The sequence below is a fragment of the Saccharomonospora iraqiensis subsp. iraqiensis genome, assembly GCF_000430445.1.
GTDB lineage: Bacteria > Actinomycetota > Actinomycetes > Mycobacteriales > Pseudonocardiaceae > Saccharomonospora > Saccharomonospora iraqiensis.
Map to the genome: position 1 here is coordinate 74,183 of NZ_KE387035.1, position 11,538 is coordinate 85,720.

Genomic DNA, 11,538 nt, shown 5'->3' on the forward strand with positions numbered 1-11,538 from the left:
CTGCGGGCCTGCGCCCGGGCCGACGGGGACGACAGCCCGGACGCGGTGGAGGCGCTCGCGCCCCGGGAACGCGACGTGCTGGCCGAGGTCGCGCGGGGGCTGACCAACGCGGAGATCGCGGAGCGGCTGACGCTGCGGCCGGAGACCGTCAAGGCGTATCTGCGCAGCGCCATGCGCAAGCTCGACGTCCACTCCCGCCACCACGCGGTCGCCGCCGCCCGGCGGGCGGGGCTGTTGCCCTGACCATCCGACCGGTCACCTTCGGTCGGCATTACTGAGCATCGCTCACTGAACTGGGGACGTCGATTTCCCGTGCGCAGGCTCAGTGCCGCGCCCACGGCCGTCCGGCACGGACGCTGCCGGGCCGGGCGGACCAGTCCTCACGTTCGGTATCCCGCCACGGTCGTGACCGTGCTTCGTTCCGTGCGGACGTTCGTATCCGTTCGCCGTCGTCGTCCCTCTGCGACGAGGAAGGAGCCGCGTGACCACCACGAGAACACCTACGAGGCGGCACCGGAAGCATTGTCGTAGCCCGACATCGACTCATCCGGCGACGCGCCCGACGACACGGCCGTGTCCTGTTCCCTCCGCTTCGCGGTGAGGAACCGGGTGATCACGAAACCGGCGCCCACCGTGGCGGCGACCCACACAATCATCCGTGGCCAGGTCACGAACGGAGTCACGATGGAGTTGCTCAACCAATCCAGGGTTGTCCCGAGGACCGCCCCGACCGGGAGCGTCAAGCCGGCGAGCAGGCCGGCCACCCCCGGGCGCCTGATGGCCGCGCCGACCACACCGAGCACCGGTCCGAGGACCACGCTCGCGATCCACCACAACCGCAGTTCGGGCCAGTACTGGGCGAGCGGAACTTCCCGCAGCACGGTGTCCAGTCCGTAGTACGCCGCCGTCGCGGCGAACAGGGTCAGCGCACCAACCAGGGCCGCGCGCGCACCGGAACGGGCGAGCCAGCCGGCGACCATAGCCAGGCCCGCCCACGCCCATCCGACGCCGATCAGCCGACTCGTGATCTGCGCTGCCCAGGCCAAGGGCGTGTCCGCGACGTGGTGCCCGATCATCCCGTAGAGCGAGGACACGTCGTTGACGAGTGATGTGATCGCACCGTACGCCGCACCGAGCACGAGGGCGGCCATACTGTTCCGGAGTGTCACCTTTCGGCACGTTCCTCGGTAGCGTGCCACCGTCGACGGGCAGGCTGCCCCTGCGACCAGCGCGCCCACCCGACCTCCCGCAGGTCGACCTCGAACAGCACCATCGCCTCGGACAGGTGCGCACCACTCCGCGCCCCGGCCACGGCCGCCGTCCGGGCCCGGTCACCCTCGACCTCCCGAACGACACCCCGCACCGCGAACTCCTCGTCGTCCGGTGGAACAACCGTCGAGTGAAGCGCGATCCGTGGTTCCCGCCGGAGATCGGCCAGCTTCGGGGACCTGTGGGTGATCGCCACGCACAGCCCGCCCGCGCCGAGGATCGGGGCGATCGGATGGATCCGGGGGCTCCCGTCGGCGGCCACCGTCGACAGGAACGTGTACCCGTGGTTCTCGTCGAGCAGCCGTTCACCGAGGCGGGCCAGTTCGGGCTCCCGCTGCGCGAACACCGTCCACAACATCGACGTAAGCTAGCAAACCACCCGACATGACGGCACCGCTTCCGGCGGAGCTGTCCGGCATCGGCCACTCCTGCGGCGTCGGTCGTCCGCCGGTCTGTTGCTCTCGACAGCGGCGGGTGCGACCACTCCGGCGGTGTGTGGGCAGTGCGTCATGTGCACTGCATCTCGAGCCACGTCGCGTCGAAGTCGCCCGCCTGTAGATGTGCGTCGTGGGCCACGAAATAGAGCATCCCGCTGTCCCCCCATTCCCAGCCGAGGTGCTCGTCGCTGTCCAACTGGAGCAGCAGCCGCCACGGCACCCCGTCGTCCCCGTTGGACGAATGGTCCGGTGCGGAGTCGGTCTCCACGTCCCCGAATACCGGAGCCTGCACGGGAGTCGGCCATCCGCCGATCCGATGGTCGTGATGCCCCAGTTCGGTGCCGATAAGTTCGTCCCATACCTCGGTCACCTCGGTATAGACGTCGATCCGATCTTCGCGGTCGGCCGGATGCGGCGTGTCGGCAACGTCGAGTGTGCGGGGCACGATCTCGTCCTCCCACGCGGGCAGGGTGAGAACCGGCGCGAACTCGACGGTTCGGGCTGAACGGACCCGGACGTTGTCCGGAGCGGAGCGTTCCACGGCATCGGCTCCGGCGGGGAGCACACGCCAGGTGGCGGACGAATCGGGCGTCGTCCACAACAGCTCGGGCTGATCGACGAGGAAGACGCTGAGGAAACGCACTCCCGAGGGCGTTACGGGAAGGTCGCACGGCCCGAGGTCGGCCAAGTCGATGACCGCCAGCGGGTCGAGCGGTACGTCGCGGCAAGTGGGCCATGGTGTCCCGTCGTCGAGCCGGGGCAGCCCGCCGAGACGGGAGTGCCCCGCGTCGCCGGACCGTCCCGGCACCAGGCGTAGTCCCGTGCGGGTCAGCGCGAGAAGACGGTCGGCGGTCACGGTGTCGAACACATCGCCGAGCAGGTCACGCAGTCGCGTGCGTTGATGATCGAGGGTCCACATGGCGGTGCAGGATGCCACGGTGCACCGACAATTCGTCCGGTCCTGCGCGGGGAACCCTTTCTCGACCGACGTGTGTGAGCCACCACTGCAGGGCGATGGCGAGGTGCGTCGTAGTGGACGAGGTGCCCGGCTCCGGCGATGCTCTCCGGGTCGGCGCCGGGGATGACCTCGGCAAGTCGGTTGACAGTCACAAAAGCGAACCCCACTTCCCGGTCCGGTCAGCCGCCTGCCGGTGCCGCAGGAGTGGAGCCCGAAGTGACGGCAGGGACAAGATGGCAGCCGGTCCCGGAGGAAAGGATGGTCGCCTTTTTCGTGCCCAGGGTTATTCCACCACCGTAGGAGTCGTAAACCCTGACAAGATGGTCGCCCGGCCCGTCCACGACGACCTGGAGCTGATCGAAACCATGCCCAGCGGTGACTTCGGTCAGCACCTCTTGTGCCTGGGACCAGCGATTCTCGGGGATCGGATCGTCATGGACCCAGGTGACCATGTTGACCGAGACGGCCTCCCCAAGGGTCGAATAAGGCGCGCTACACGGGTTCTCGGATTCCCACGCACTCTCGGGCAGCTCCCATTCCTCCGGGAGGCCGACCTCGTCGACGAGACGCGCCCGGATCTCGGTTCGAAGTCGTTCGTACCGGTCGAGCATGGCGTCGATATCCGGTCGCTTCCCGAGCTCGGCGAGCTTTTCTTGTTCTGACGCGTCGGTCATGTTGGCAGGGTCCCCGCTCGGTGCTCCGTCGGTGCAGGCCGTCAACAGCGTCCCCAGGAACACGATGATCATCACCCCACACAGCGCTGAGCGTGGTAGCACTATGAGGTCGTCGGGAGCACTCGAACGATGGGAAAGCGAGGACGGGAGTGAGAGTTCAGGACGGCGCATCAGATGTATCTCCGGGGTGCGCATCCGCAGTCGGATGGCAGCCTGTATCCAACGACAGCATGGTGGCTTTCTTCGTGCCCAGAGAGATCGCACCGCCATAAGCGTCGGAGGCCCTGATCAGATGATCATTCGGCGCGTCGGTAACGACTTGGAGATCGCCGAATCCATGGCGTCCAGTGATCCGCTTGAACAGGGACTGTGCATGGTCCCACTGGTCCTCGGGTATCTCAGCGTTGTTCACCCAGTTCGCCATGTAGACGTTGACTGCGTTCGGGACATCGGAGTGCGGGCTGCCGCACAGTCCTTCAGCCGGCTCGCGAGGCTTCCTCCACTTTCCGGCCAGGTCAAGCTCGGCGGAAAGACGAACACGCATTTCAGTGCGAATCCGCTCGTACTGGTCGAGCATCGTGTCGATGTCAGGCCGTTCCAACAGATCTGGCATCTTTTCACTCGATACCGTGTCGGACATCGTGTAGCCGGGTCGTCCGCTTGACAGTCCGGCACCGCACGCGGCCAAGAGTGAACCCAGTAGCGTGGTAACGATGGTTGTGCGCATGTGGGTCATTTGGTGACCTGCGCGGGGCTGTGTGGTGCGTGCATGCTGTCTACCGGCCGTCACGTTGAGCACCGGAATCATTTATGGTCTTTGCCGGGATGTGCGCGGGGAATGAGATGACAGTCGGTGCGTGACGACAAGATGGTGGCGACCTCTGTTCCCAGCATGATGCTTCCGCCGTGGTCGTCGTACACTCTGATCTCATGCTTGGTCGGCCTGTCCACCACCACGTGTGGGTCGCCGAATCCGTATCGCCGCGTGATTTCTGTGAAGAGCTCTTGCGCACGGTCCCATCTGTCTTCGGCGATCCGTGCGTCGTTTGCCCAGCCGGCCATCTGGATCGCGATGGCGTCCCCGATCTTCGAATAGGGGCGGCTACATGGCGTTTCGGACTCGCTGTAGGGTTGATACCAATCATCGGGCATCCCTACCTCTTCGATCAGGCGCTGGCGGATCTCTGTACGCACGTTCTCGTACCGGGCGAGCACGGTGTCAATAACGGGCCGCTTCGCCAGCTCGGCGATCTTCTCCTGTGGTGACGCGTCGGTCATGGCGTCGGTCTTTCCGCCGTCGGAACAAGCTGTCAGGAGTGCAGTGAGCATGGCTACGCGAAAAAGAGGACGTGTTGCTCTGTGATCGAGGCTCACTGTCTTCCTAGAAGCTTGGCGAGAGTGGATCGAGCTGAGTGATGCCGCCCTCTCACGCACCCGACGTCGGGTCCCGACAAGACATGTCCGGCCGGGCAACGGACAGCGCCCCAGGGACGGGTGCCGCGGAGGTCACAGGCTGCCCGTTAGTCACGGCCGACGGCACCGCACGGTCCCGGAGGCAGGATGGTGGCGCTTCTCCCGTGACCGGCTGTCCGGCGGAACTCGCCGTCAAGAGGGTGCGAGGACCGCGGGCGGGGTAGATCAGCCCGGTGCGGGAGTGGCCTCGCCGGAACCTGCTCCCTGGATGAGGTGGCAGCCGGTCCCCGAGGAGAGGACAGTGGCTTTCTCGGTGCCGAGCATGATGTCCCCGCCGAAACGGTCGCGTACGCGGATCTCGTGGTTTCCCGGTTCGTTCACGATGACTCTGGGGTCGCCGAATCCGTACCGTCCCGCGATCTCGACGAACAGCTCCTTCGCGCGCGGCCACTCGTCGTCAGGAATGTGCGTGTCATTCGCCGAGCTCGCCATCTGTACCGCGACAGCGTCACCGATGTCCGAGTACGGTCGGCCGCACGGAGTTTCGGACTCGTTGTACGGCCTGCGCCACTCGCCGGCAAGGCCTAGTTCCTCGGCTAGACGCTCGCGAATCTCGGTGCGGATACGCTCGTATTGGTCGAGCACGGTGTCGATGTCGGGCCGTTTCGCCAGTTCTGCGATCTTCTCCTGCGGTGACGCGTCGGTCATGCTGTCTCCAGGTTCTCCGCTCTGTTCTCCGTCTACACATGCTGCGAGGAGTGCTCCCAGCAGGGCAGCGATTGTGACGGCGCGCATGGTGCTACGTGGCTTTCCGGGGGTTCGATTCACTGGTTACCTACCCTGCTGGATTCAGTCGCAGATCCGGAGACCCGATGATTACCCGGCTCATGCCATATTCGCTGGTCTGATACTGGCCATCGCCGGTCAGGTACTCGCTGTGCCCTGTCGAAGCCACAGTTCTGTCGCCGGACGGTGTCCGGTACTCCTCGGTGGACATGTGATGGACGTCGTTGAGCCCGGCGGGATCGAGTCCATGGTGTCCAGTCATGTTGCCGATGTCGGCGACCGGGTCGTCACGTGCTTCCCAGACGTAGGCGTGACCTTCAGGGAGGTTGAGCTCATCGGTGCTGTCAACCCCGATTCCGGGGGAACCGAAAAATCCGGCTTCGTCCACGCCGGTGACATGGTTGTTCAAGGCATCGCCGGTCGTCAGCGAGCCGTAGGAGTGTCCGAGCGCGGTCAGATGTGGATCGGTGGAACGTGCCGCGTCGATACCGTTGTAGAACCTCGCGAGCTTCTCGCCACCGTCTTCGGCTTCGCTGCCTGTCACGATATCCGACCATGTTCCGGATTGCCCGGTTTGGGGCGGTTCGTATCCGAGCCACGTCACCGTGGCCACCGATTCATCACCGCGTTCCTGCTTGAGTAGCTCGACCTGCGCATGTCGTTGTAGCTCAGCAGTGTCCCTGACGTACCCACCGAGACTCCCGTCCACGGTCGCGTTCATGCCCGGGGTGAACACGGCGACGTGGTCGGCCGTGTCGACGTCGCCGTTGGCGATGGCGGCCTTGGCCTTGTCCCCGGTCAGGTCCAGCGACATCAACTGCTTGTCCGGGTCCGGGTTGCCGTGCCGGTCGTGCATGATCTCATCGACCGCGGTCAGCGAGCGCAGTTTCGCCTCGATCCGGTCGAGTTCTCCTCGAAGGATGGACTCGTCGAGCCGACTGCCGGGCCCACCCAGCCCGGCGAGCTGATCCCGGATCGTCTCCGCTCGCTGATTCAGGTCGACGCGCTGCTCACCGACCAGCCGTAGGTTGGCTCGGCTCCGGTCCTCGGCCGGCACGCCGTCACGGTTGCCGACCAGTTCCGGGTTCGTCTCGATGAGTTTCGCCCGTTGTGCCGGTGACAGTGCTGCCCACCAGCCGGCGTTGTCGGTCGGTGCGGCACCGGGCGGCGGTGGTGCCACGATCGAGAGCGAACCGGCGAGTTCGCCGGTGTTCGCCCAGGCACCGAGACTGGATGGCTCGGTCGACTCACCGTCCGCGGAGACGGTCTCGCCCGCGGCCGCTGTCCGCAGCACGCCCGCGAGGTCGGCGTCCAGGTCGTCGGCCTGGCGGAGGCACTGTTCGACACGATCCACGAGCTCGGCCCGGATCCGGTCCCGCTCGACCCGGACCTCCTCCGCTACCGGTTCGGTACCGCAATAGGCCTCCAGGACGTCGCCGCCCTCGGTGACGAGGAACTGGTGCGCGGCGGCGAGGGACTCGATCTCCCGCACAGCGTTGCCCACTCCGGTCACCGCGTCGGCCACGTCTCCGACCGCCCGCCGAACCGCGCCGATCTCGCCGGCCCATTCCTGGCACCGGTCCACCAGGTCGCCACGACGTCTCCCGGCGGATTCAGAAGCTGCTCCGGTCCACTGAACCGGAGCAGCGGAGGCGTCCAACTCGTCCGAGGCTCCGGTGAGCTCGTTGCACTCGCCGTTGAGCCCGCCCACCAGGTCGTGCAGCGGGGCCGGATCCCAGCGCTGTACCTCGGACCAGGTGACCACCGGTCACACCGCCTTCGGGCCGCCGGTCGGGCGGTCGTCGATCGACGGATCGAGCTCCTCACCTGCGGTGGCCTCGCTCGCGGCGTATCTCTCCGCTGCCGAACGCAGGGCATCGCCGAACCCGCGCATCCCGTCGGCGAGCTCCCGTCCGCGCCCCTGCCACGCTTCCCGCAGCGCCCCGGCCGCACCTGTCGACTCCGACGCGCCCGGCAGCGCCGACCCGACCGCGGAGACGAGCTTGCCCCCCGGATCGACCTTCGCCAGCTGGTCCGCAGCACTGTCCGCAGCCTCGGCCGCGTCGAACATCGAACTGATCACCACGTCATAACCGCTCACCCGGACCTCCCCCTCCGATCCGTCGGGTACGAGCGTTGCCCTCCCCGCGTGAAGCAACATGCACACCGTAATGACGCGGTTCGATGCTGTCAGCCGATTCCGAACACCGACGACTTCGACCGCGAGCACCGCAGGATGTCCGAGGCGGTCGTTCCGTCAGCGTTGGTCGCGCGTGTGTCGAGCGCTCGGCTCCCTCAGGAAACGGCCTGGGACGGCTGGTACGTCGCCATCAGCACTCCGGTGGCGGTCGGCGTGCAGTCGACGAGTCGCAGCCGGTGCGCGTCGTCGTCCGGGCCGAACAAGCGGTGACCGGAGCCGAGGACGAGCGGGTGGATCATCAGGAACAGCTCGTCGACGAGGCCGTGGGGGAGCAGGGAGCGAACGAGCCGGCCGCTACCCATGATCACGAGGTTGCCGCCCGGTCGACTCCGCAGAGCGGCCACCTCAGCGGGGACGTCGCCGCTGAGGAGCGTGGAGTTCGGCCAGGGCAGCTCGGCGTCGGGCCTGGAGGAGGCGACGTACTTCCTCGCCTCGTTGAGGCCGTCCTTGAACGGGCCGCCCGCCTCGTTCCAGTAACTGAGCATGCCGTCGTAGCTGCGTCGGCCGAACAGCCAGGAGAACTCCCGGCCCATACGCTCGCCCATGGCGGCGACCATCGCCGGATCGTTGGCCTGCTGAGCCCACCCGCCGTGCCGGAAGCCGTCCCGGGTGTCTTCGTCGGGATGGCCCGGAGCCTGCAGGACGCCGTCGAGGCTGACATGGTTCACGACCAGAACACGCACGGAGACTCCTGGTGGCCGGGGTTTGCAGGTGCTCCCGGACAGCGCACACGGTGTCCGCGCGCCGCGCAACTCGCTCAGCCGTGCGAGGCGCCCCCCTGCGAGGAGGTGGCGCTGTGCTCGGGTACGGCGACCGGTCGGAGGCGGTCGAGCAGCCACAGCAGGATGCCGCAGAGCACCGACGCCGCCGCGAGCAGTTGCAGCACCCCGGACAACCCGAGCACGGGCACGAACGCGCCCACCGCCGCCGGGGCGGCGATCGAGCTGACGGCACCGACCACCAGCGCCACGGTGAAGCCGTCACCGGGTCGGTCCGCGACCGCTTCGGCGGTCCAGATCGCGAGTACCGCCGAGCCGACCATGTACGCCGCTCCGAACAGCAGTGCGGACACCAGCACCAGGGGCAGCGAGGCCTCCCCGAGGGCGAGCAGGGCGAGTGACACACCGACCACGGCGAGGCACGCCGCACCCGTTCTCGCCGACCCGAGCACACCGGTGATGGTGCCCGTGCGCAATCCGAGCAGTCCGCTGACACCGAGCACCGCGATCAGAGTGGCGCCGGCGGCGGCGCCGAGCCCGCCACTGCGGACCGCATCGCTGGCGTAGGTGAAGTAGATGGTGCACGCCGCGAAGTAGACGACGGCGTAGGCCAGCGGCCGCACCATGCTGCGGCGTAGCGGTGGACGCAGGGTGCCGGATCCGCCCGGCGCCGGGGGCAGGCGCGGCACCGTGCGCAGGTTCACCACGGCCGCCACCGCCGCGGCGAGCGCGATACCCGCCCAGGCGACCCGCCAGGAGGTCAGCGTCCCGACGATGCCGAGCACCCCGAGTCCGATCAAGCCGCCACCGGTACCGGTGGTGATCACTGCCAGCAGGGTCGGTCGGTCGCGCGGCGGTGCCACCGCCGTCACGATGTCGGAGTACGGTGCCCAGACCCAGCCCGCGGAGCTGCCCGCGAGCACCGCCCCCGCGGCCAGCAGCCCCGGCGTGGGCGCGAACGCGACCGTCGCCGCACCCGCCACGCCGCACAGTCCGCCGATGGTCGTCGGCGCCCGGTGGCCGAAGCGGGCGGCGACGGAGGGGACGCACAGCAGCCCGATCAGGTAGCCGACGAAGGTGCCGCTGGCGATCAGCCCGAGCAGCAGCTCCGAGAGCCCGAACTCCGCACGCACGTCGGGCAGCGTCAGGCCGTAGGCGTACCGGGCCATGCCGAAGGCGACACCGACGACGGCGGCACCGCCGACACCGAGCCGCATCGTCGAGGAATCCACACACTCCACGTTCCCAGGCGGGGGTTTATGGACTCCGCGGGGCGGCGCAGGCTGCTGTCCCCGTCACACCGCGGTGCAACGGCTGGTGGTCGGCGGACGCCCCGTGCTCACCGGGTCGTCCCGTCCTCGGCTTCAGTGGAGAACGAGTCCCGCCGCAGACCACGGTCCACCTGTCCCATGGGAGTTGCTGGCGGGGTCTTCCGGTGGCCCACTCGCCACTGCCGTAATGAACACGTGCGGACTCCTCCGTGGATCACCACGCACCCGACAGTTCCGCGATGCGTCGATGCCCGGCCCGCACTGCGAGGGTGCTGCTGTCCTCGCCCTGAATCCGGGCGAGGGCATCGTCGATCTCGTCGGAGAGGTCCTGCGTTTCCAGGTCGGCCAGGTAGCGTTGAGCGGCCCGCGTGTAGAACTCCGAGCGGCTGACCCCCAAGGCCGTCGCGCGCTGCTCCACCTTCTCGAACGTCGTGTCCGGGACCGAGATCGCAGTCTCCATGCGGTCAGTATGACCGGGTAAACGCACGGCGTGGGCAGTCCAACCGAACCTGGGCGCCCCCGGCAGGATTCGAACCTGCGACACCCGCTTTAGGAGGGCGCTACAGGCACCGCGTCAGCCTGCGTGGACGGTGGGTGCACTTCTGTGTACCGAGGTGACGTCGAGCGTTGATTGCCGTCGTTCGTCGCTGTTCCTCGATGACGTGTGCCCCATACGTGCCCCAGCGTCTGTGCTCGAATGCTGGCGATCAAACAGTGGAGACCATCTTCTCCCGGGATCGTGCGCGAATTGTTACTTCCAGCATGGTTGCGAGTCATTCTGCGACCTGGTCGACGTGACTGGCTCGTGGATGGCGTCCGTGAGCGTGTTAGATCATGGGTCGATCTGAGGTGCGTGGTCGTGGCAAGGTCTATGAGGTGGACTACTTAGACTTGGTATTCTCGATGGTGGCTGCTTTCGCTGGAGTCGTTACGGTCTTCTGGATGTGGATGGACAGGCCTCGGCGTGCTTGGCGGATAGCAATTCGGCGATACACTCTGAAAGAAGTGTCAGAGCAAGGTGTTACGAGGCTCGTGGAGCGCAACTCGGAGGAAGCTCATAGAGCTCGCGTCACCATCCGTGCTGTTGGTACAGCCACTATGCATCGTGTAGAAATACGTACGTATAACGCTGAATTCGCGTTCCCTGACGAATCCACATTCGTGGATCGCATGGTCCCAGGTGGTGAGCCGATCGAGGTTGAGCTGAACCTGCGAGATGCTGAACAGGGTCCTGCATACATAGAAATTCTGTGGCCTAAGGCTCGGCCCTTGGTTATGGCCGGCGAACGAATGGACCTGCGATCGCAGCGGTTCTGGGATTGGAAATGGAAGTGGAGCAGTATCAGATGGATACGGACACCTGGAAAACGGTGGCGGGGACGCTGGGGTAGAAGTAAGGGGAAGTGGATTGAGCGGAGGAAGCCACCTCGAGTGCCCATACCTGAGGGGGCTTGAAAGCTCAATGGAGAGTGTGGTGGCCCCGGTGTGCCATCCCGTCGACCTGGCGCAAGCCCGATCACGCCGTGTCAAGGGGGCAACCTTTGCGCGGTGGTGACGGGCGTGACCAGGCTTGCCCCCTTGATGCGGCGTGATAGCCCTCTGGGAGGTCGACGGGATGGCACACCCCACGGGACCACCCACGGACCGCAGCGCACGCGCCTTTCCCGGCCCATCCCGGAGACCTGCCCGTCCGGCGAGGACATCTCTTCTTCGCTCGGCGACCGGTGCTGTCCGGCCTCGCCTAACAGCCGGCCGGCGCGCGGGACCGGCGGCAGCCGCACGCCCGCGCTTGCCGGCCGGGCAGAGGAGAC

Annotated in this window: 13 protein-coding genes; 1 reads left to right on the plus strand and 12 read right to left on the minus strand. The window is 66.9% G+C overall.

Annotated features, from left to right (window positions below):
• Positions 1–243 (plus strand): helix-turn-helix domain-containing protein (locus ACTIR_RS0101285; RefSeq protein ID WP_026452934.1); only part of this gene is annotated, 243 nt, incomplete at its 5' end.
• 257 nt (positions 244–500) lie between these two features.
• Here the strand turns inward: ACTIR_RS0101285 and ACTIR_RS21065 are convergent.
• The 12 genes from ACTIR_RS21065 to ACTIR_RS0101340 all read right to left on the minus strand — a co-directional run bounded on the left by ACTIR_RS21065 (position 501) and on the right by ACTIR_RS0101340 (position 10,187).
• A complete protein-coding gene (locus tag ACTIR_RS21065; protein ID WP_154663627.1) occupies positions 501–1,169 on the minus strand; it encodes a DUF6518 family protein in 669 nt (222 codons plus the stop codon).
• The gene (locus ACTIR_RS24690; protein ID WP_052583672.1) at positions 1,166–1,627 is read right to left on the minus strand and encodes a pyridoxamine 5'-phosphate oxidase family protein; all 462 of its coding nucleotides are present in this window, start codon (positions 1,625–1,627) and stop codon (positions 1,166–1,168) included. The genes ACTIR_RS21065 and ACTIR_RS24690 overlap by 4 nt, the downstream gene beginning before the upstream one ends.
• Positions 1,628–1,776: 149 nt before the next feature.
• The gene (locus ACTIR_RS0101300) at positions 1,777–2,625 is read right to left on the minus strand and encodes a YwqG family protein (protein WP_026452935.1); all 849 of its coding nucleotides are present in this window, start codon (positions 2,623–2,625) and stop codon (positions 1,777–1,779) included.
• 218 nt (positions 2,626–2,843) lie between these two features.
• Complete coding sequence (locus tag ACTIR_RS0101305; protein WP_161629606.1) at positions 2,844–3,410, minus strand: LppA family lipoprotein; 567 nt, start codon at positions 3,408–3,410, stop codon at positions 2,844–2,846.
• A gap of 85 nt (positions 3,411–3,495) precedes the next feature.
• Positions 3,496–4,074 (minus strand): LppA family lipoprotein, encoded by a 579-nt coding sequence (locus ACTIR_RS25070; protein ID WP_161629607.1) that lies wholly within the window; start codon positions 4,072–4,074, stop codon positions 3,496–3,498.
• 68 nt (positions 4,075–4,142) lie between these two features.
• Complete coding sequence (locus ACTIR_RS0101310; RefSeq protein WP_084789269.1) at positions 4,143–4,667, minus strand: LppA family lipoprotein; 525 nt, start codon at positions 4,665–4,667, stop codon at positions 4,143–4,145.
• Between the two features lie 309 nt (positions 4,668–4,976).
• Positions 4,977–5,459 carry an LppA family lipoprotein gene (locus tag ACTIR_RS0101315; RefSeq protein WP_026452938.1) on the minus strand — a complete coding sequence of 161 codons (483 nt, stop codon included), beginning with the start codon at positions 5,457–5,459 and terminating at the stop codon, positions 4,977–4,979.
• A 127-nt stretch (positions 5,460–5,586) separates the two neighbouring features.
• Positions 5,587–7,062, minus strand: coding sequence for an alpha/beta hydrolase (locus ACTIR_RS21075; RefSeq protein ID WP_161629608.1), 1,476 nt, complete (start codon positions 7,060–7,062; stop codon positions 5,587–5,589).
• A gap of 243 nt (positions 7,063–7,305) precedes the next feature.
• Positions 7,306–7,767 carry a type VII secretion target gene (locus tag ACTIR_RS24695; RefSeq protein WP_154663629.1) on the minus strand — a complete coding sequence of 154 codons (462 nt, stop codon included), beginning with the start codon at positions 7,765–7,767 and terminating at the stop codon, positions 7,306–7,308.
• A gap of 65 nt (positions 7,768–7,832) precedes the next feature.
• Complete coding sequence (locus tag ACTIR_RS0101330; protein ID WP_026452940.1) at positions 7,833–8,420, minus strand: dihydrofolate reductase family protein; 588 nt, start codon at positions 8,418–8,420, stop codon at positions 7,833–7,835.
• A gap of 74 nt (positions 8,421–8,494) precedes the next feature.
• On the minus strand, positions 8,495–9,688 hold the full coding sequence (locus ACTIR_RS0101335) for an MFS transporter (protein WP_026452941.1): 1,194 nt from the start codon (positions 9,686–9,688) through the stop codon (positions 8,495–8,497).
• 253 nt (positions 9,689–9,941) lie between these two features.
• Positions 9,942–10,187 carry a CopG family transcriptional regulator gene (locus tag ACTIR_RS0101340; protein WP_026452942.1) on the minus strand — a complete coding sequence of 82 codons (246 nt, stop codon included), beginning with the start codon at positions 10,185–10,187 and terminating at the stop codon, positions 9,942–9,944.
• Positions 10,188–11,538: the final 1,351 nt, after the last annotated feature.

Coding starts and splice junctions, on each gene's coding strand:
- ACTIR_RS0101340 (WP_026452942.1), bottom strand. CDS start 10,187: ATGGAGACTGCGATCTCGGTCCCGGACACGACGTTCGAGAAGGTGGAG.
- ACTIR_RS25070 (WP_161629607.1), bottom strand. CDS start 4,074: ATGACCCACATGCGCACAACCATCGTTACCACGCTACTGGGTTCACTC.
- ACTIR_RS0101315 (WP_026452938.1), bottom strand. CDS start 5,459: ATGACCGACGCGTCACCGCAGGAGAAGATCGCAGAACTGGCGAAACGG.
- ACTIR_RS0101300 (WP_026452935.1), bottom strand. CDS start 2,625: ATGTGGACCCTCGATCATCAACGCACGCGACTGCGTGACCTGCTCGGC.
- ACTIR_RS24690 (WP_052583672.1), bottom strand. CDS start 1,627: ATGTTGTGGACGGTGTTCGCGCAGCGGGAGCCCGAACTGGCCCGCCTC.
- ACTIR_RS0101305 (WP_161629606.1), bottom strand. CDS start 3,410: ATGATCATCGTGTTCCTGGGGACGCTGTTGACGGCCTGCACCGACGGA.
- ACTIR_RS0101310 (WP_084789269.1), bottom strand. CDS start 4,667: ATGCTCACTGCACTCCTGACAGCTTGTTCCGACGGCGGAAAGACCGAC.